Origin of the sequence: Leptospira kanakyensis (genome assembly GCF_004769235.1) — a bacterium.
In the GTDB taxonomy this organism is placed as follows: domain Bacteria; phylum Spirochaetota; class Leptospiria; order Leptospirales; family Leptospiraceae; genus Leptospira_A; species Leptospira_A kanakyensis.
In genome coordinates this window covers 116,239-136,129 of the sequence record NZ_RQFG01000010.1, presented here as the reverse complement: position 1 = coordinate 136,129, position 19,891 = coordinate 116,239, and the positions used below count along the sequence as shown (strand labels likewise).

The 19,891-nt window shown below is 37.9% G+C and carries 17 protein-coding genes; 11 read left to right on the top strand and 6 right to left on the bottom strand.

Going from position 1 to position 19,891, the window contains the following annotated elements; genetic code table 11:
• The first annotated feature begins 1 nt into the window (after position 1).
• The 6 genes from EHQ16_RS08565 to EHQ16_RS08540 are packed head-to-tail and all read left to right on the top strand — an operon-like array spanning position 2 to position 6,179.
• Positions 2-1,783, top strand: coding sequence for a sensor histidine kinase (locus EHQ16_RS08565; protein ID WP_135631544.1), 1,782 nt, complete (start codon positions 2-4; stop codon positions 1,781-1,783).
• Entirely contained in the window at positions 1,780-2,637 is an 858-nt protein-coding gene (locus EHQ16_RS08560) for an SDR family oxidoreductase (RefSeq protein ID WP_135631542.1), read from the top strand. Before EHQ16_RS08565 ends, EHQ16_RS08560 begins: the two co-directional genes overlap by 4 nt.
• 2 nt (positions 2,638-2,639) lie before the next feature.
• Complete coding sequence (locus tag EHQ16_RS08555) at positions 2,640-3,014, top strand: cupin domain-containing protein (RefSeq protein ID WP_135631540.1); 375 nt, start codon at positions 2,640-2,642, stop codon at positions 3,012-3,014.
• 3 nt (positions 3,015-3,017) lie between these two features.
• Positions 3,018-4,250 (top strand): PP2C family protein-serine/threonine phosphatase, encoded by a 1,233-nt coding sequence (locus EHQ16_RS08550; RefSeq protein WP_135631538.1) that lies wholly within the window; start codon positions 3,018-3,020, stop codon positions 4,248-4,250.
• 13 nt (positions 4,251-4,263) lie between these two features.
• Entirely contained in the window at positions 4,264-5,142 is an 879-nt protein-coding gene (locus EHQ16_RS08545; protein WP_135631536.1) for an acetyltransferase, read from the top strand.
• Positions 5,139-6,179: an SMP-30/gluconolactonase/LRE family protein gene (locus tag EHQ16_RS08540; protein WP_135631534.1), complete on the top strand. Its 1,041-nt coding sequence runs from the start codon at positions 5,139-5,141 to the stop codon at positions 6,177-6,179. Before EHQ16_RS08545 ends, EHQ16_RS08540 begins: the two co-directional genes overlap by 4 nt.
• Positions 6,180-6,181: 2 nt before the next feature.
• Here the strand turns inward: EHQ16_RS08540 and EHQ16_RS08535 are convergent, their stop codons facing one another.
• A complete protein-coding gene (locus tag EHQ16_RS08535) occupies positions 6,182-9,253 on the bottom strand; it encodes a beta strand repeat-containing protein (RefSeq protein ID WP_135631532.1) in 3,072 nt (1,023 codons plus the stop codon).
• Between the two features lie 82 nt (positions 9,254-9,335).
• On the opposite strand from EHQ16_RS08535, the gene EHQ16_RS08530 reads away from it, so the two are divergent.
• Positions 9,336-9,962: a trimeric intracellular cation channel family protein gene (locus EHQ16_RS08530; protein ID WP_135631529.1), complete on the top strand. Its 627-nt coding sequence runs from the start codon at positions 9,336-9,338 to the stop codon at positions 9,960-9,962.
• A gap of 197 nt (positions 9,963-10,159) precedes the next feature.
• On the top strand, positions 10,160-11,680 hold the full coding sequence (locus tag EHQ16_RS08525) for an HDOD domain-containing protein (RefSeq protein WP_135631527.1): 1,521 nt from the start codon (positions 10,160-10,162) through the stop codon (positions 11,678-11,680).
• 18 nt (positions 11,681-11,698) lie between these two features.
• Here the strand turns inward: EHQ16_RS08525 and msrA are convergent, their stop codons facing one another.
• The 4 genes from msrA to EHQ16_RS08505 form a co-directional block, all read right to left on the bottom strand.
• Positions 11,699-12,379 (bottom strand): peptide-methionine (S)-S-oxide reductase MsrA, encoded by a 681-nt coding sequence (gene msrA, locus EHQ16_RS08520; RefSeq protein WP_135631525.1) that lies wholly within the window; start codon positions 12,377-12,379, stop codon positions 11,699-11,701.
• A gap of 47 nt (positions 12,380-12,426) precedes the next feature.
• A complete protein-coding gene (locus EHQ16_RS08515; protein WP_135631523.1) occupies positions 12,427-12,951 on the bottom strand; it encodes a hypothetical protein in 525 nt (174 codons plus the stop codon).
• Positions 12,952-13,004: 53 nt separating this feature from the next.
• Positions 13,005-14,192: a diguanylate cyclase gene (locus EHQ16_RS08510; RefSeq protein WP_135631521.1), complete on the bottom strand. Its 1,188-nt coding sequence runs from the start codon at positions 14,190-14,192 to the stop codon at positions 13,005-13,007.
• A 112-nt stretch (positions 14,193-14,304) separates the two neighbouring features.
• Positions 14,305-15,885, bottom strand: a complete 1,581-nt coding sequence (locus EHQ16_RS08505) for a methyl-accepting chemotaxis protein (protein ID WP_135631520.1) — start codon at positions 15,883-15,885, stop codon at positions 14,305-14,307.
• Positions 15,886-16,127: 242 nt separating this feature from the next.
• On the opposite strand from EHQ16_RS08505, the gene EHQ16_RS08500 reads away from it, so the two are divergent.
• The 3 genes from EHQ16_RS08500 to EHQ16_RS08490 all read left to right on the top strand — a co-directional run bounded on the left by EHQ16_RS08500 (position 16,128) and on the right by EHQ16_RS08490 (position 18,918).
• Positions 16,128-16,886 (top strand): response regulator, encoded by a 759-nt coding sequence (locus EHQ16_RS08500; protein ID WP_135631518.1) that lies wholly within the window; start codon positions 16,128-16,130, stop codon positions 16,884-16,886.
• A gap of 87 nt (positions 16,887-16,973) precedes the next feature.
• Entirely contained in the window at positions 16,974-18,380 is a 1,407-nt protein-coding gene (locus EHQ16_RS08495) for an NHL repeat-containing protein (RefSeq protein WP_244242004.1), read from the top strand.
• A 55-nt stretch (positions 18,381-18,435) separates the two neighbouring features.
• Positions 18,436-18,918, top strand: a complete 483-nt coding sequence (locus tag EHQ16_RS08490) for a hypothetical protein (protein WP_135631514.1) — start codon at positions 18,436-18,438, stop codon at positions 18,916-18,918.
• A gap of 73 nt (positions 18,919-18,991) precedes the next feature.
• Here the strand turns inward: EHQ16_RS08490 and EHQ16_RS08485 are convergent, their stop codons facing one another.
• Positions 18,992-19,831 (bottom strand): SGNH/GDSL hydrolase family protein, encoded by an 840-nt coding sequence (locus EHQ16_RS08485; protein WP_135631512.1) that lies wholly within the window; start codon positions 19,829-19,831, stop codon positions 18,992-18,994.
• Positions 19,832-19,891 lie beyond the last annotated feature (60 nt).

Here is a 19,891-nt window from a genome sequence, read left to right as displayed (position 1 = left end):
TTTGTGGCAATTCCATCCTTATAGCTTACTTTTATTTTTAGCATTCGGCTTCAATCTTGTATTGGGGCTATTCGTTTTAAAATCCTTCCGCCTAGACCTTGTTAAATACTTACTCATTTTAGTTTTCGGTTCCATGATGTGGACCGGATTCTATGGTCTCGATTTTGTATTCATTAGTCCTGACTTACATAGATCCTTTATTTCGTTATTATACATCGGAGTTTCCCTTGCCAACCTGGGAATGGTTCTTGTTTCTTTGGAGTTTACGCAAAACAAACATTTGTTGACAAAAAAGTTTTGGGTTTTGCTCACAATCCAACCACTTTTAACATTGGCAGTTTGTGTATTAGATCCAATCTTTAAAACTTTAACACTCGATACTTATTTGGTAAATATCAATGGAAGGATCCAGTGGGTTCAGGAAACCAATACAGGTGGGTTTGTTGTTTCTTATTTTTTTTCTTTTTTTTGGTCAGTGTTTGTTGGATATTTATTAATCAAAGGTATCTTTGTATCCAAGTCCACCGAACGCAGAAGATATATGCTCATTCTGTTTTCCTATTTATTTATTTGGGTAACAGCAATTTTACATAAGTCTGGATTTAGGCCTCTGCCAGGACTCAATATCACTGCGGTGATGAGCACCATACAAGTAATTTTGATTTTTTTTGCCATTGGATATTATCGAATGTTCGATCTTGTGCCATTGGTGCGCGGGGAAATTGTAGACGAGTTAGACGAAGCAGTTGTCATTCTCGATTTTAATCATCGTATTGTAGATTGGAATATGGCAGCAGAACATTTATTCCAAATTGCTTCTAAAAATTCTAGTTTACTCTCTCATAAATATTTTTTTGCTTCAGCCCCTGGCATTATCTCTAAACTCGATCACCTATCTGATAAAAAAACTCTCACTAAGTGGATTTGGGAAAAAGATGGAAAGTATTGGGAAGTTACCGCCAAACAGATCCGAGACGCAAATCGAAAAAAAATTGGAATGGTTCTTGTTTTTAGGGACAATACAGAACAAAGAAATTTAGAAAAACAAATGTCTAATGTCAACCGTGAACTAATGGTTGCGAATGGAACCAAAGACAGGTTTTTATCGATTATTTCCCACGACTTACGTGGACCCTTAGCTGGGATTAAAATGTTACTGAAAGTTTTGAATGAAGATATGAAAAAAAAAGAGGACGCGCTCGCAGGAATGACACAGTCTCTTGTTGATGCTACTGAATCAGTTTTTTCTTTATTAGAGAATCTTTTAGAATGGTCTAAGTTACAAAGAGGGGAAGAACAGTTTCGCCCGCATTACTACCGTTTGGATAATATTGTCAGAGAATGTTTGGAACTATTTGTTCTCAGTGCCTCGAATAAAGGCATTCAATTAGAAGTAGAAATTCCTTCTCATGCAATGGTTTTTTGTGATGATCGAATGATCATCACAGTGGTTAGAAATTTAGTTTCGAATGCTTTGAAGTTTAGTCATAACAATAGCCAAATTCTCATCCAAGCCACTGATGTTGGTGGAGATTGGCAAGTTTCTGTGATCGACTCAGGCGTAGGGATGTCTCGGGCAATCCTAGACAAACTGTTCAAAGTGGGAGAGGTTATAAAATCGACTGGTACCCAAGGGGAAACAGGAAACGGAATAGGGCTTTTGCTCTGTCATGAATTTGTCTCCGTGAACGGTGGGATTTTGTTTGCTGATAGTGATGGGGTTTCTGGTTCCCGGTTTGTGTTTACCATTCCCAAAAAGATGAAAGAGGAGATCATTTCATGAAAAAAACAATTTTAGTTACAGGTGCTACTGATGGCATCGGGCGGGTCTGTGTTCATTCATTTGCAAAAAATCAAGACGAATTAATTTTAGTTGGTCGTAATGCAGATAAGTTAGCGGCTCTTGTTTATTCATTAGAAGTTACAGGAGCAGTGGTTCATTCTTATGTGGCTGATTTATCTTCTGCAAAAGAAACTTTTTTACTAACCGAAACGATTCGTAAGAATCACCCAAAAATTGATGTTTTACTCAACAATGCCGGTGCTTATTTTGATAAACATACTCTTACCAAAGAAGGCCTTGAAGCTACGTTTGCATTAAATCATTTGAATTATTTTATTATGGCTCTTGGTTTACTCCCTTCATTAAAAAAAGCAGGTGAAGCTAGAATTGTCAATGTAGCATCACGTGCCCACATGGGTGTGTCTCTTGATTTTAGTGATTTGTTAGGTGATAAGGATTATTCTGGTTGGAAACAATACCAAAGATCAAAACTCATGAACATTTATTTTACATATGAACTTGCGGAACGTTTGAACCAAACAAAAATTACTGTCAATTGCCTCCATCCAGGATTTGTTAAAACCAAGTTTGGTCAAAATAACGAAGGTTTAGCGAAAGTATTATTAACGTTTGCTCAAAATCTTTTTGCAATTTCGGAAGAAAAAGGTGCAAAAACATCTATTTTCCTTGTAACTGATCCTTCTGTATCTTCTGTTTCTGGTAAATATTTTGTAAAAAGTAAAATCACAAAAAGTTCAGATCCATCCTACGATATACAGGCCCGAAGGAATTTATGGTCATATACGGAAGATCTTTTGAAACACAAATTTAGTTTTAAATTTCCTGGTTTTTAGATATGGGTTTTAAACACCAAACGAATCCAATCCAAATCCCCGTTCCTGGTGGAAAAACAATTTCCGAACATTTTGGAATTCCTTCAACGGGTAATTCTGATATATCGATCGCTCATATGGTAGCGCCTAGTGGTTGGGGTGAACCTTTTCAAACACCTAACTTCGATGAGTGGACACTTATGGTTCGTGGTAAAAAACAAATTGAAGTGGGTGAAAAAATTGTAATCCTCTCTGCTGGTGAATCCATTTTGATAGAAAAGGGAACCAAGGTTCGGTATTCCAATCCTTTTCCCGAAGAAGCAGAATACTGGTCTGTCTGCAAACCTGCCTTTGCTTTGGACTTGGTCAATCGAGAAGAAACCTCTACAGGTAATTGACTTATGGGATCTACGGAGAAACCAAATGCGGATTTAAGTTTCTTAAAAAAAGAAATGAAACGCGCCCTATTTGGTAAAGGTTCTCTTATCATCGAGCAGTATACGCTAGGTGATTCATTTTATTTTATAGAATCTGGGATCGTAGAAGTTTGGAAGTATTTGGATGAAACTAAAGAAGAAATACTTGTTATTGGTGACTTAGTATCTGGCGATTATTTCGGAGAAATTGCACTGATTGATTCCGCTCCTCGCACCGTAAATATCTCTGCAAAAGAAGATTCTGTTCTTTATGAACTTACTCGGGAAGATTTCCATCGTTTGATCCAAACAAGTCCCGATATGACCTTAACTCTTTTGAAATTGTTAACTGCAAGAATTCGGAACGCAGAACAAAGAGAAAACCAAGTCCTCATTCAGAAAAATAAAGAACTTCGCCTTCAAAACGAAACTTTGGAAGAGATGGTAAAAGAAAGAACTGCTAAGTTAACACAATCTTTAAAAATCATCCAAGAAGATTTGGAAACTGCTAAAACCATCCAAAGAAATATTTTACCACTGGGTCTTAAGTATGTAGCACATTTAGATTTTGGATCACGATTCGAACCTATGTCAGAAGTTGGTGGGGATATTTTTGATGTGGTTCGTTTAGAAAAAAACAAAATTCGATTATTTTTAGCCGATGCCATTGGTCACGGTGTCCAGGCTGCCCTCATCACTATGGCGATAAAAGCTGAGTATGATCATATTAAACACAATACTCAGAATCCAGCAGATGTTCTTTATGCCTTAAATCAAATTTTTATGGATCGGTATGGTAAAAAATCCAACCAATTCACCGCAGTCATAGTCGATTTGAACATGGAAGAAAGCCAATTGACTTATTCTTCAGCAGGTCACAATGAACCATATATAGTGACAAAAGATGGAATCATCCCTCTGGCAGAATCAGGGGTAATGCTCGGTCTCGAGAAAGATGTGGAATATTCCAATCATTCTTTAGCTTTTGGATTAGGGGATCGATTGTTTATGATTTCTGATGGTTATTTGGAACAGGAAAACGGAGAGGGGATCCTCCTTGGAGAATCCAAATTACTTTCCAGTTTTGCATCGGCAAAGAGTTTGGATCTTAGTTTAGCAGATACAATCAATTTGCTGATGGATGATTTTCATTCATTTCGAGGAGATGCCTCTATGATGGATGATGTTACGATTCTTGGAATCGGTACGACGTATTAGTTAGGAGTTTCTTTTGGGTTTAATCATTGCTTATATTTTGTTTCTTTTGAATTTGTTATCGATCATACCAACGATGTATCCCTTGTATATTTGGAAGTTGGTAACAACTGGTTCTGCGAGAAGGTTAGGTGATAGGCTTCTATTAAAAGTGGGAGAAATCTGGATCGAAAATAACTATCGAATTTCCAGAATCTTGTATGGTGTCCAATTTGAAGTGGTCGGTGATGCTTATAAAGATTTGAAACCAGATGGACGTTATATGATTATCTGTAACCACCAATCTTGGTCTGATATCTATATCATTCAGTCTGTTTTAAATCGAAAAATCCCACTCATTCGTTTTTTCATCAAAGATTCACTAAAATATGTTCCAATTCTTGGGCATGCTTGGCTTGCTCTTGATTTCCCTTTTGTAAAAAGAAGTACCAAGGAACAGTTGAAAAAAAATCCAGAACTTGCTACCAAAGATTTAGAAAATGTAAAAAACGTTTGTGCGAAATTTGCCGGTATGCCTTTTTCTATTTTGAATTTTCTCGAAGGCCATCGTAGGACTCCAGAACGGGTTCAGAAATTACTGAAAAAAAATCCTTACAAACATTTACTCAGGCCCCACAGTGGTGGGATCTCCGTTGTGTCCACAACACTAAAGAATTCGCTTGATGCTTTTATCGATTTAACGATAGTTTATCCTACAGAAAATCCTAGTTTTTTAGAGTTGATGCAAGGTAAAATTCGCAAACTAAAAGTGTTTGTGGATGTGATTCCCGCATCCCTAGTACCTGTGGAAGAGAACGAACAGTTTGCACCTATGTCTAAAAAAATGAAACGATGGGTGGATGAAAGATGGGCTTTAAAAGATGTTTTGATCGAGAAGGAGAAACAACCAAAATGAAATATTTCTTAATCTATGTATCTGTTTTTTCTTTATTTTTTTCCTGTAGAACATTTGAACCAGTTTCCTATGAACCTCCCGTCAAGCCGGAATTAGTTGGAGTTTATGCACCCAATACCGAATTACAAAAATCCATTTTACTTGCCATTGGAAAAGTAAAAGGGTTGGAGTCATTGGACGTGGACACTGATGGAAACATCTATGGTGGAGACAAGGATGGGCGTATCATTCGTATCACTCTTAAAGGTGAAATCAAAGCCATCGCCAATACGTCAGGACGTCCTTTGGGAATTCAGTTTGATAAACAGGGAAACCTCATCATCGCTGATGCCTATCGTGGCCTCCTGTCATTAGATAAGTCAGGAAAAATAACTGTCCTTGTTTCGGAATACAAAGGAAAACCATTTAAATTTACAGATGATGTAGACATTGCCCAAGATGGAAAAATTTACTTTTCCGATGCTTCTGTTTATGAACAAAAAGAATACCTTTATGATCTTTTAGAAGCACGGCCTTATGGACGAGTTTTTGTTTACGATCCTAAAACCAAAGAAACCGAACTGCTTGCGGACGAATTGTACTTTGCCAATGGAATTGCATTGTCCAAAAATGAAGATTATCTGCTAGTGAATGAAACCTACCGTTACAAGATCACCAAACTTTGGTTAAAGGGTGCAAAAAAAGGCCAAAAAGAAACGGTGATAGAGAATCTCCCTGGTTTTCCAGACAATATCACTCGTAATGAAAACGGAGAGTTTTGGGTGGCTCTTTTTACAGTGAGAAATGACAGGATGGACAATATGCATCCTTCTCCCGTAGTCAAAAGAATGATTTCCTTTTTGCCAAAATTCCTTTGGCCTAAGGCAGAACCTTATGGTTACGCACTCAAAATAGATGGGAACGGCAAGGTACTTATGACCTTACAAGACCCTGGCGGAGAACATTTAAAAGAAGTTACGAGTGTATTGGAAAAGAAAAGACAGTTGTATATCGGAAGTTTATACAACGATCGTGTGGGAATCTACGTATTACCTTAAAGTTAAGGTGTGCAGGCTTGGTCGTATTCTACAGCACCAAGACTGATCGCTCCATCAACCCCTGGCCTTGTACCAATTCCATTATAGCTATCTGTCAATAGAGCATTGGTAGATTTAGTGATCAAACAGGAAGTTGCCGTTGTTGGGGTGTAGTTAGCAATCACTCCAAAATTCGAAGCTAATTCAGGATCTATGTTGAGGTTGTTCCCGAAGTTTGCTGGAATTCCAAGGGGTAAGGTACAAACGAGAGTACCAGGAACTCCACCAGCACAAAAACTATAGTTTTGCGCATTTTGAATCACTAAGTTTACGCAATTATGTAGAACATTATATTTAACGGCAGTTTGTAGGCCAATACCAGCATTATAGATACAAGCGGTGGATGCCGAATTATTGTTTAACATCAAAATATTATTCTGAATGTCAATAGAGGCAGAACCTGCACCGATAAATAAGGGCGTTTCGTTACTGGTTCCTGTCCCACTACTGACTGTATTGTGGTAAACTCTGAGACCTGAAAATACTGATTTAAATTCCAATCCCCTTGCATTCACATCACTAGTTCCATTTTGGATCCAATTGTTGGCAATGAGCGCATTTTGAGGGGTATTTAAAGAAATTCCAGCAGTTGTTGTAGCTGTAGAATTTGTACCCTCTGACCTTCCTATGCGGATATAATTCCCAGTAATACTCGAAGTTGCACTTGCGTTTGCTGAATAGATTCCATTGAGAGTTGCCGTGGCTCCAGTAGAAGACACATTTCCATCTTGGATGGAATTACTTTCAATGATTTGCGTTCCGCCGCCTGTTGCATAAATTCCTATAGCCGTTGCAACGGCTGCACTCATGGCAGTTCCAAATCTGATTACATTTCTTCGTACAGTCTGTCCGCCACTTAAATACAATCCGTAGGTACCAGTCAACGCGTCACTGGATGTAATTTGATTTCCTTGTGTAGGTGAACCTATTTGGATGGAAGTGGTTGCTTGGATTCTTAAACCAATAGAAGTACCTCCTGCACCGCCAGTGATTATATTGCCTGATAAGGTACCTGTTAAACCGGTTCCTGAATTGATATCAAATCCTATACTGAAAAGACTCGTTGTCTTATTTAAGTTTTTACTTGTGATCAAATTCCCAATGATATTGGTGACTGTCATGGCAGCGGTTCCAGCATAACGAATCCCTCTAGAATTTACACCTGAGCCTGTAGGAGTTCCTCCGGAAATGGAATTAACTAAAATAACCGGTGCAATGGGTACTGACGTAGACATGTATACACCAACGGAGTCGCAGTTGGCTGCCGTACAATTTCCTCCAAGAATCACATTTTGGATCAAATAGGGGTTACTATTGATGGCATGAACTCCGGACACACCATTGATTCCGACTCCTCCATCAATATCATTATTGATGAGACGGACATTGTTTGTGGAGTCTAAAAAAACTCCTGCCATATAGGGTGCAGTATCTGGTCCAGATTGGATACGAAATCCCGATATGGTAACATTACTAGTAACTGTTGCATCTCCAATAATAGAGGCACATGGTGAAGTGATGGTTGCTATGGAACAACCTGCTGGTGTTGTGTCCATCAGTATCACTGAGCCATGTAAATTTGGTCTCCAAACTCCAAAACTAGTTGTCGGTTGATAACCACCGTAAAGTGAAATTCCTGAAACAAGATGGATGGCGCCACCGGAGAACGTAGGGTCATAAGAACCATCTTCCACGAGTACGGCACAGTCACCAGAGGCACAGCCTAGAAAGTCATCGATGGCAGCCTGAATATTTCTTTTGGGAGCTACATCCGTACCTGGATTGGTATCTAAACCAGAAGCCGAAACATAACGAATGGCAGATGGAACCAAGTATAGTATATTTACCGTAGAAGAAAGTGGTGTTCCGCCGACATTAAAACAATTTAGAGTTAAGACTCTGTGTCCAGTGATCCAGGAATCTGTAGCAGCGGGCGAAACAATGAGTGTGTCATTCGTGATTGTGGTTGTTGTCACTGAAAATTGAATTGGTATACTCAATACTGTGTTTAATGTTCCTGTTGAGGTTATACAACTGCCGGCATTCACTTCATCCGAAAATTGTAATCGTAAACTTTCCGTTGGTTGCAGGACTCCCCCATTGGAAGGATTAAAACTGAGAACACTAAAACAATTGGCAGTGATGGAGATGGTTCCCGTAACAGTGCCACCAGAAGCAGAAAGGACACACTGATGGTTCGCGGGAGTTCCCACAATTTGCAAACTATAAGTATTGTTCGTTATGATATTCGTGGGGAATCTATGTAATCCATTGGTTGAAATGGTGAGTAGTTCCGAATTATTATTTCTAATACTCAGTGTGCCAGAAGCGATCCCCACAGCAGTGACTTCGATCGGAAAGGCAGTTGAATTACAAGCGATGATGATGTCTGTGACATTGGCACCAGAGATGGTTCCTGACCCGTTGGTAGTGAGACAGTTCTGAACTGGATGGTTTGGTTGGGTGGTAACAGAAACGTTATAAGTGGTTCCATCCAGATAGGTTTGCGTGAAAGCAAAAGAGCCCGATGCAACCGCTACGTTCAGTGTGGATCCATCGACAGAGTTTGTGAGAACAAGGCCAGTGATTCCATCAAGGCCAGTGATGGTGCCACCAACAGTGTATCGTAAAGGATCACAATTCACGATGATCGAGTTGATATTTCCATAAGCGACCACACCCATCCCACCGCTAACAGAACAAGTCTGAGTCGGGAGAGTCGGTTGTGTGTTTACTGTTACATTGAAATTATTTCCGGTACTAAGAGCGGTTTTAAAGTCAAAAGATCCGTCGGCATTGACAACGATACTTTCTGTTCCAGAATTCAAATCCAAAACAAGGCCAGTTCCAAGGAGGCCGGAAACGGAAACCGAAACGTAGTAGGGCCCAGTCGAAGCCGGGTTGACCAAACTTCGCAATTGGATGAAGTCAGTGACTGATTGTAAAAAACCTTTAGACAAACTAGGGATACAGGCCTGGAATAAAAAGATGGGAATGAGAATGGCATTCCTTAGAATGTTAGCAGACTTGTTCATACTCTCTACTTTATACAACAATTGAAAGAAGCGGAGAATGTCATTTTTTTTCCGTCTAAATGATAAATATAGGGGATAATCCGTGGAATTTAGTTTTTATGATTACATTGGGCTTTCTGGTATCATGGTATTTACGATGTCCGGAGCTTTGGCTGCTTTGGAACATAAAGACCACCATCATGATCTTTTCAGTGTGTTCTTCACTGGTTTTATTACGGCAATTGGCGGAGGGACTTTAAGAGACATCACTCTTGGAAATTATCCTGTTTCTTGGGTTCGGGATGAAAACATCCTCTGGGCCATCTTTGTTGGGTTTTTACTCGTCATTCTTTTGCCACGAATGTTGAGTAAACTTAGAAAAGAACTCTTCCTGTTTGATACATTGGGGATTGGAATTTATACAGTGCTTGGAACAAGGATTGCTTTGGATCATGGAGTGAATTATTTTGCATCTGCACTTCTTGGAATGATATCTGCTATTTTCGGTGGAGTGATCCGAGATACACTGATGAATGAAGTTCCATTTATTTTTAGAAAAGAAATATATGCTACTGCTTGTTTGGTGGGATCTGTATTGTATATACTTTTGAATGTTTGGAACGTGAATGACAATATTAATTTAATTTTGTCAGCAACTGTCGTTGTGAGCATTCGTGTTATAGCAGTTCGTTATAACTTAGGATTACCTAAAATTAAAATCTTTGATTAATTAGTACACAATCGTAGCGAAATCAGGGGTTTGGCACAAAAAGAATTTCGTACTTGTCACATAAAGTTTGTGTTCCGTAGATTTATTGTTAAACGCTTGCATTTAGTAAAATACTTGCTATCGATGGTGTAGAAGTGTCGTTTAATTCGTTGGTTAAGGGAATTCCCTTTTGACACAACTTTGACACTTGAGGTTTTATGGCTAGTCCCAAGGCAGTCACATTAGAATACAAACAAGACTTAGGCCTTCATTCTAACATCGATGATATCAATCAGCCCATCTTAGAAAATGCTCCCTTCCATTTTAAGTTTTTTCAAATTACTGATGAAGTAGAAAATACATTATACCAGATTTTAGACAGATTTTTATTGCAGCTTGACCTAATCATTGTTAGGGACTCTGTGCTTGCCGCTGTCAAAGAAACCGTAACCAATGCTATCAAAGCAAATGCAAAACGAGTTTTTTTCAAAAATCGTGCGAGTAATATTGAAAATGAAGTCGAATACGCCGCAGAGATTGCTGAGTTCAAAAAAACATATTTAGAGAATCGGGAAGTGATCGAAGAGTCTCTCCAAAAAAATAATTTTGGGGTTTTTGTATCTTTTATTCATAATAAAAGTTTAATGCGCATTCGAATCATGAATAATGTGCAACTAACAACGGCAGAATCGGCAAGAATCAAAGAAAGAATTGATAAAGCAAAAACATACAATGACTTAGCTGAAGCTTTTATGGATATGTCAAGTGACCAAGAAGGTGCAGGTCTTGGTTTGATTATGACCCTTATGATGCTTCGTAACGATGGGTTAGGAGATTCTGCTTTTAAATTTGAGTCGGGCGAAAACAAAACTGTTTTTATGATCGATATCCCTTCTAAGGTTTCGAAAGAAAGTTTACAGTTGGAAAAAATAGATTCGATCGTTTCTCAAATTGATAATTTACCTACTTTCCCCAAAGCAATCAAAGACATCCAAGACGCAATAGACAAACCTAATTCCAGCATTGGTACCATTGCGGAAATGATCAAAAAGGACATTGCTTTATCTGCCAATATTCTCAAACTCTCTAACTCTGCGGCATTTCGGAGAGGTGGTAAGGTAGAAAGTTTAGATCGAGCCATCCAACTGATTGGACTTAAGGAATTACAAACTTTATTATATAGTCTTGGAACTAAACAAATGTTGGAAGATAAGTTTCCAGCTTTTACTGCGATTTGGGAAAAATCGAATGAGTCTGCTTTTTATTGTAAAGCCATTGGTCAAAAGATGGAGATGAACAAATCAGATCTTAGTAATTTGATTGCAGCTTCTCTTTTACATGATATTGGAGAAATTTTACTTTTATCATTTGATAAACAACATATGTCGCAGATTAAAACTTATTCCAATTCTAGAGAAATTGCTTCGACAATCAGTATGGAAGAGTCGGCTATCGGCATCACTCACTCAAAGTTAGGTGCAATGGTTGGCGAAAAATGGAATTTCCCAATTCTTTATACCAAAGCAATGGAATTCCATCATAGGCCACTCCTTGTTGATGAAGTCTATTCTGATATAGTTTTTCCAATATATTTGAGTGATATGATGATATCCATTAATGCCAAAGAAGCTAAATCATCCGAGATTCCAGAAGATATTCTAAAAAAATGTAAGTTTACTGGTAAATCTGAGTTCGATTCTTTTCGTACAAAACTCAGAGAACAGTTTTTATATTACTAATTAGTTTTAATCAGTTTTTTACTTCATCGTTTTTTTGTAGAGTTCGTATTTAGATTGGAATTCCACATACCTCGGCATCGAAACAGCACGAACATAGGACTGGTTGGGATTGTTTTGGATGAAGTTCTGATTGTAATTTTCGGCACTATAGAATTCTTTTAGTTCTTGGTATTCCGTCACAATTGGATTTTTCCAAATCTGTTTTCCTTTGATTTCTTCTTGGATTTTTTTGGCAATAATCCGTTCTTCCTCAGTTCCATAAAATAAAATGGATCTGTAAGAAGAACCTTCATCGGGCCCTTGCCTGTTGGGAGTGGTTGGATCGTGGGAAAGAAAAAAGATTCGGCAAAGTTCCGCATAATCTATCTTAGATGGGTCGTAATACACTAAAACGGTTTCTGCATGACCCGTGGTTTCTGTGTTTACTAATTCGTAAGTAGGATTTTTTGTATGCCCTCCGGCATATCCAGAGATAACGTCGGTCACTCCAGGAATGGATTCAAATATATGTTCAGAACACCAAAAACAACCTTCTGCAAAAGCTGCGATTTTTTGTCCCTGTACTGGCTGTAGATTGACTTTTTGAACACTGCTATCTTTGTTAAAAAGTTGGCAGTTGAAATAGAAAACAGTCGAAAGGAAAAATAAAACTCCTAAGGTTACAAACGGAAGAGTGGTAAATTTATTTTTTGAAGCCATATCCATTAGATTGGATTTTTTTTAGTTTGGCAAAAATCCTTTTTAGATTATGGGGGAGTTACATCTTTTTCCCTTGGGAACTGCTCCTTATTTTCTGGAAATCCATTTCCCATTTGCCCGCGGTAAATAAAAACATTCCGAGATCCTGAAATACTAGCCATTGGTTTGTAAAAATTTTGTTTGATGAAATATCCAAGGACTATGGTCATGAGGGCTGCTGTGTACATCCAAGATTCGGTAAGGTTTTTATATCCGAAAGTATAAGAACCAGATAGGATTAGCGTTTGGCTGAGCAACCAAACAGTAGTTCTGTTGATTAAAAATTTGATCCACCCAATTTCAGTGACTTGGTTTCGAATCCCTTGTAAGAAAATTCCAAGGATTGGAACCCTTAGCAAAAATCCCAAAAGTCCAAAAACTACAATCAGAAGGAGAAGGATCCAAAACGATGAAAATACAAGGTTCCACCAAAAAAGAAATTGGAGTGGAGGGATGAGGCCAGTTGGAAAGGAAAATTCCGGAGAAAATAAAGAGAGTAAAATCCAAAAGAAGCTGAGGTAAAAACCGAACACGATGAAATGGAAACTAGTTCTAGAAGATCCGGCAAGGAAAATTTAATTAATGATCAAAGTACTCCGCTAGGAATTTTCGATCGCTGTAGGGTGTAAAGGTCGGTTAATTTGGTTTGGTCTTCAGGGGAGAGTTCTAAAAATTCTGCTCCCATATGGAACTTATGGATTCCCACTTCTTCTTTACGGATCACTTTGATTTTGGCATTAATTTCTTTGTTTGATTCTGATTCGCGGAGTTTGACATCGAAGGATTCGTTGAGTTTGATGTCATCTTCAGTATCGAAGGCAATTCCTGTGACGGAAATATTTTTAGAAATGGTTTTTAGAGTTTTGTCCGGTAAAATAAAAAGTAGTTCCAAATTTGCATCAAAACGCAAACTACTTCTTTTTTCATTGGAATAGGCTACAATTTGATTTTTGCCAGATTGTTTCGCCGTATACAATGCTCTATCTGCTAGGTCATACATTTCCGAACAGTTTTTCACTTTTTCTGGATAAGATACAATCCCACCACTTAACGTTACAGGTCGTCCACTGAGTTCGATGGTGCGGCAAGCTTCTAAGAGTTTTTCTGAGGCAATGAGAGCTTGTTCTTCGTTTGTTTGTGGGAAAATAATTGCAAACTCTTCTCCACCGATTCGACAAGCTGTATCTTCCATACGTAAACACGAGGTGATTTGTTTTGCTACTTTAGAGAGAATTTCATCACCCATTGTATGACCATAAGTATCATTGATTTTTTTGAAATCATCAATGTCTATGATGAGTAGTGTTAGATTTTGATTGTATCTTGTTGATTGTTTGAATTCACGAACAAGTGCTTTTTCGAAGTGTCTTCGGTTGTATAATTTTGTGAGTTCATCAACTAATATTAGTTTCTCGGTATCAGCGAAAAGTTTCATTTCGATGATTTTTGGATTTTTTAGTTTTTGATTGATATTAGTAAAATAATCTAAGGTTGCGATCTGGATTCCGACTTCGCGCCCCATACACTGAGTCAATTTGTGTTTATTATTTATAATTTCTTGCCAAATGTTTGCAGAATCATTCTCAGGAATCTCTAAGGAAGTTAGAACTTTGATGAGGGCAGAATAAATCCCGGAGTCTTCTAAATTATGGAATTGGCTTTCTTTGATTTTTTGGATGATTGTTTCTTCATGACATGAACCTTCTTCCAAAATGGCCATGATGGTATCTTCAATTCTTTGGCCGGGTAGATTGGTATGTTTCGGTTTCAGCATGGCAAATTTAGGAAAGCAATTTATTTCCTACAATTTCCCAAGGTTTTAGGAGAGCTACCTATTGTAAAGACAGGTTTATTCCTAAAACTAAGTTCAGCTAAAGGGAAATCCCTTAGTTTGCTGTTAATTGTTTGGATTGCGAATGGATCTCATTGATTTCTTCATAGAGGAGTTGGACAGAGTCAGCCAGTTTTTGAGTGGTTTCATCGATGACTGTAATGGCGTGGTTGATTTCTTTACTGCCAGACATTTGTTCCTGTGCAATCACACCAATTTGTTCTGAGAGTACATGGAGTTCGGAGAAAGTAACCCTGAGTTTGGTGTTTAAATTTTCTTGTTCAGTGACATGGCCTTCCAAACTTAAAATTTCCGTTTCGATCCGCAGTAATTCCCCGTTTTGGCTTTCGACTTGGGTTTTGACTTCTTTGGAAAACCTGGTACCTTCGTTAATTTTTAGTCCAGCTTCCTTTACAATTTTAGCAATGGTGCCTGCGTTCGATTGAGAACGTTCAGCCAGTTTTGCGACTTCTTGGGCTACAACGGCAAATCCACGTCCATGTTCTCCAGCTCGGGCTGCTTCGATTGAAGCATTTAATGCGAGTAAGTTGGTTTGATCAGCAATTTCTGACATCATCTGGTTGATTTCTTCTACTTTAGCAAAGGCTTTGTTGAGATCTGAATAAATGGTGTTAAGTTCCTCGGAAGAAGTTTTTACTTTTCTGCTGAAGTCGGCTGAGAGACTGACATCTTTTGCAATTTGTGTGGTTTTTGCTTTTACACTTTCACTGATATTTTGTAGAGATAAAAAGTCTTGGTCAACAATTTTAACTCTTGTTACCTGGTCTTCCACTAGATTGGCAGAACTGACTGCAGAAGAGGATAGTTCTTCTACCGAAGCAGAGATTTCTTCAACGGATGCCGCTTGGTTTTGTGACTGGTTGTGTAACTCATCTGACATGGATTGAAGGGTGTCAACGGATGCAGCAAGTGTGGCTGCTGATTTTTCCATTTGATTGGATTTGTTTGTGATGAATGTTTGTTTTTCTAATGTATCTTTTAGTTTTATTTTTAAGTCGGATTGCATTTCTCGCATCAGTGAAACTACAAAACGCAAACTAAAGATGACTCCGAAGTAAAAAATGACCTTCTGCACTTCCGTTGCGACAATGATATGGTTGGCCCTTAACATTTCTGGAGTGGCTTTCCCAACAAGTGCTGCACCAAGTTTTGATGATAAAAAAATCCCACCAATATAAAGGCAGGTAGATATGATTCCCACAATCAGCACTAATTTAGATTCGAAGAGGAAACTGGAATAAATAGCAATGAAAACAAAGATAATGTAGAAAATACCAGCGTTAACAGTGTTACTTGCATCTCCTTTGACATAGTTATTATAAATATCTAAATAGAAGAAACTAACTAAGATTAGTAAGTCGATGAAAATGATGGTAAAGGCCCAAATTCTAGAAACTTCTTTTCCTTTACGTAAGAAGTATCCAGGGATAATTCCATTAAATAAAAATGCTAGGGATCCAATTAAATTAGGGACGAAACTTTTAGTTGCCACGTTGGCAGCCACACCGAGTAAAAAAACAGCACTAAGTCCGTACTTTGTATATACGATGAGAGAAACACCTTTACGGAATAGATTCCTTTCGAATCGGCTGATTTCATTTGTTTCTGCGGACATTCCCTAGTCTCCTTTTGGACAGATCGTTCCCTTGTGAACATTACCCATGCAAGGTGACTCTGTATATGATTTAACTTTTATCTGACGATCCAAATTCTTATTTTCCGAAGTTTTCTAATCTTTCAAAACTAGCTGAAAAGATTAAATAGGCGTTAGAATTTAGAATCTATTCCTATTGTTTCCTTTCGTTTTTAAGTAATCCTTGCAAACGAAAAGATAGTTTCTATGATGAGCGAATGACAATGGAATCAAATCTTGTGACTGGTAAATCAATTCTTCTTGTGGAAGATGAAGCCATCATTGCAATGATGCAGATTCGAATTTTAAAATCTGCAGGTTTTATAGTTCATCATGTCCGCACGGGAGAAACTGCTATATCATTTTTATCTCAACCTGAAAACAAAATAGATATCATCCTTATGGATATTGATTTGGGTTCTGGAATTGACGGGACAGAGGCAGCAAGGATCATTCTTTCCAAACATTCTATTCCTTTAGTTTTTTTATCTTCTCACACGGAAACGGAAATTGTCAACAGAACCGAATCGATTACCTCGTATGGTTATATTTTGAAAACGACAGGAGAAATTGTTTTGATTGCTTCGATTAAGATGGCGTTACGATTATTTGAAAGTATTCGAAAACAATCAGAAGCCCAGGAACTTTTCGAAAAAGCTTTTTTGATTAGTCCTATCGCTATGTCCTTACATGATATAGGCAATCAATTTCGATTTGTGAACGTAAATCCTGCTTTTGAACGACTCGTTGGATTTCAAAAAAATGAGGTTGTTGGTAAAACGAGCAGTGAGCTAAACATGTATGCCCAAGGGGAAGATGGTTCTGAAATCAGAGAAAAATTTTTGACCGAGGGAAAACTTACGGGATACAAACAAAGATTTAAACTACGAAACGGTGAAGTCAAAGAAGGCAATCTGAGTATTGAGCTTGTCGAAATCAATGGAAAACCCCATGCTTTGACATTCCAGAATTTAATTTTTTAACAAATGCGGAAAAATCACCACCTAATCTATGTAAACAGAGATTTAGACTTGCTTGGAATTTAAGAAATAAATAAGTTTCAATTTGTGGTGAATCGTTTTTTTGTTTATATACTTACGATTGGGTTCTGTTTTTTTTCCTGTAACAAACCAGAATTATCCAATTCATGTGATTTGAATTCCAAAGAATTTTTAAATTCAATCCTTTCGAAGTTTGCGCTAGCTGACTTTTCACCCCATTGTAGTGTATCGACAGCCTTGTCTCTAAGTGGTTCCATTGTAGGCCTTACCACGTCGGGAATGGTGCTTCGAACTAGTACCGGTTCCGAACTTTCCGTTCCGCCAGGTGCCACAAGTTTTTCCATTCCGATCGCAAGTGGATTCGGTTCAAAATATACATTGTCCATTGCAAAACAACCAGATACAATCGCCTGTGTCGTACATAATGGTTGGGAAGGAACCTTAATTCTCGGAATTTCTAATATTCAAATCATTTGCCATACAACAACCGCTAAGCGAGTTTATGGGCAACTTGATTTCATATCAGCTACTTCCGCCAATCCACCAAATCAAAATTCCCTTTCTTCTCCTAGCTTCGTACTAGCTGATGAATTGGGAATTTATGTTTCTGATTCTGGAAACACTCGCGTATTATATTATTCAGGAGACATTACGTCAGCTTCGAGAGTGATTGGCCAGGCGAACTTTGGTTCTAATGCTTTTGCCACTTCTAGTTCTGGAATCGCGTATCCTACGGGTCTTGCTAAAGATTCTTTTGGACTCTATTTAGCTGACCTCAACAATTTTAGAGTTTTGTATTTTGAAGGAACCAATAACATTGCTTCCCGAGTGTATGGCCAAGTCGATTTTAACACGGCGGTATCTGCTCCATATGCCGCTGCAGATGTCATTACGGGACCTTATGGAATGGCAGCTGACAAAGATGGGTATTATGTAGTAGATAATTCAAACCACCGTGTACTTTATTTTCCCAATGGAAGTTATAGTGCCAGTCGTGTTTATGGCCAAACTAGTTTTACTGGAAACACTTCTAATTGTACAGCCACGACTCTTGGCTCACCAGAAGGTGTGGCTGTGAGTTCTGATGGCGTGTACATTGCCGATACTGGAAACCACCGAGTTTTATTTTACCCAGGTACAAGCACCACCGCCACTCGCGTGTATGGACAACCTAATTTTACCTCTAATTTAGGAAATAATGGGGGTATTGGTGCTGGGACATTGAATGCACCTAGGGGCGTATTTGCAATGGGTGGAGATGTTTGGATTGCAGACACTACCAATAATCGAATTTTACTATATTCAGGAACAAACACAACTGCATCAAAAGTTTTTGGACAATCGGGGAATGGTAGTTTTACTCTTTCCGCTTCGGGACTATCTGCCACGGCTCTTAGCTTTCCTCAAAGTATATCCATTAATGGAGAAGGAATATTTGTTGCTGATAGTATCAATCACCGTGTCATTATGTATTAAAAATTTGTTTCCTTAAAATTTCCAAATAAGCGAGTTTTTCTTTAGGGATTGAAAAATGACTCTTTTTAATCATATCTGGATTTCGTTTATTATTGTTACAATTTTCAATGCACTTGTATTAAAATTTAGATCCCAAAAATACATAAAAGAAAAACCAGAGTTAGAACCTGGGTATGACAAATTGGTGAAAGGTATTCTTTTCTATGGGAACATTCCTTGGATCATTGTCGGGATCGGTAATCTTTTCCAATATACAAACAGTTTGATTGATTATTTATATATAAAAACTTTGAATCCTTTTGTAATCATTTTCCATATTTCTATCTTAATCCTTTGGTCACTCGCTTTCTATTGGATTTATTTTAACAATGGTGCTGAGTTTTTAGTGAAACATCCAGGACTTGTCAGGGTGAAAGGTGGTGGTTTTTTTACGGAGGTCAGTCCAAAGATGATTCAAATATTTTTTGGACTGATACTCTTCTCTAATTTGATTGTGTTTTCCTTTCTTTTGTATCAGCTCAATGTGATCCAACCTTAACTAAAGATCCCCGTATTTTCAAATGTTAGTTTATAGATTTAGTCGGGTTTTACTGATCCCGACAGAACAACTTCTATTTCTTGTTTGGTAAAATCTCTTCTAATGCCATACCTTCCAAAATCTTTCCCCCACGTGCATTCAAATGGATTCCATCGGTTAAATAATAATATCCATTGGAATCTCCTAAATCATCCCAACTAGATGTAGTAGAATAGTATTTTAGGATGGTTAAATACATCCCCCAAGTGTTTTGGACGTATGGCTTTCGTGAACTTAGTTTGGCCTCGTCTAGTCCTTGGGATAGAGTCTCATGGAGTGGTTTGTAGGTGGTTTTTTCCTTTGTGCTTATTTGTTTTGTAAGTTCAGCAAACCGTTTGGATCTCTGGAAAGGAATGGAGGTAGGATCTTCTCCCAAAACCGGCGGCGAAAAAATGATTATTTTTGCTTTGGTTTCTTTTTGAATGGTTTGGATGATTTTTGTGAGGTTGTTCGTAAAACTTTCCTCAGTAACGGGTTCTTTCAATTTCCAAAGGCCCGCATAACGATCGTACTCTTCTTTAGTTAAGGTTGCCTTTAAATCATTGGTTCCAATCAAAAGGAAAACATAATCAGGATTCAGCTTTTTTAAATTCTCTAATTGTTCTAAAATTTGAACTGTCAATCGACTATTGATCCCTTCATTAATCACTTGGGAATCGGCTAAAGACGGATGTTTGGCGATAGAACCTACATAATCATAACTGACACGGCCATGTGTGATGCTATCTCCCAGAAATACAATCTTGGGTGTTTTGGTAGAGTTTGTTTCTAGGGCAGTTTTAAGATTATTTGCAGGGACTTTTGTTGCTTGGAAGATAACACAAGATTCAAAAATAAGAAAACCAAGGAGCCAAAGTTTTGAGAGATGTTTCATGTTCATTGATCCTAATCAAAAACAAAAAAGGAAAAAGCAAAATTTGAAAAACGAACGGGA

Coding starts and splice junctions, on each gene's coding strand:
- msrA (WP_135631525.1), bottom strand. CDS start 12,379: ATGGCTTCAAAAAATAAATTTACCACTCTTCCGTTTGTAACCTTAGGA.
- EHQ16_RS08560 (WP_135631542.1), top strand. CDS start 1,780: ATGAAAAAAACAATTTTAGTTACAGGTGCTACTGATGGCATCGGGCGG.
- EHQ16_RS08555 (WP_135631540.1), top strand. CDS start 2,640: ATGGGTTTTAAACACCAAACGAATCCAATCCAAATCCCCGTTCCTGGT.
- EHQ16_RS08510 (WP_135631521.1), bottom strand. CDS start 14,192: ATGCTGAAACCGAAACATACCAATCTACCCGGCCAAAGAATTGAAGAT.
- EHQ16_RS08505 (WP_135631520.1), bottom strand. CDS start 15,885: ATGTCCGCAGAAACAAATGAAATCAGCCGATTCGAAAGGAATCTATTC.
- EHQ16_RS08540 (WP_135631534.1), top strand. CDS start 5,139: ATGAAATATTTCTTAATCTATGTATCTGTTTTTTCTTTATTTTTTTCC.
- EHQ16_RS08490 (WP_135631514.1), top strand. CDS start 18,436: ATGACTCTTTTTAATCATATCTGGATTTCGTTTATTATTGTTACAATT.
- EHQ16_RS08485 (WP_135631512.1), bottom strand. CDS start 19,831: ATGAAACATCTCTCAAAACTTTGGCTCCTTGGTTTTCTTATTTTTGAA.
- EHQ16_RS08525 (WP_135631527.1), top strand. CDS start 10,160: ATGGCTAGTCCCAAGGCAGTCACATTAGAATACAAACAAGACTTAGGC.
- EHQ16_RS08550 (WP_135631538.1), top strand. CDS start 3,018: ATGGGATCTACGGAGAAACCAAATGCGGATTTAAGTTTCTTAAAAAAA.
- EHQ16_RS08500 (WP_135631518.1), top strand. CDS start 16,128: ATGGAATCAAATCTTGTGACTGGTAAATCAATTCTTCTTGTGGAAGAT.
- EHQ16_RS08535 (WP_135631532.1), bottom strand. CDS start 9,253: ATGAACAAGTCTGCTAACATTCTAAGGAATGCCATTCTCATTCCCATC.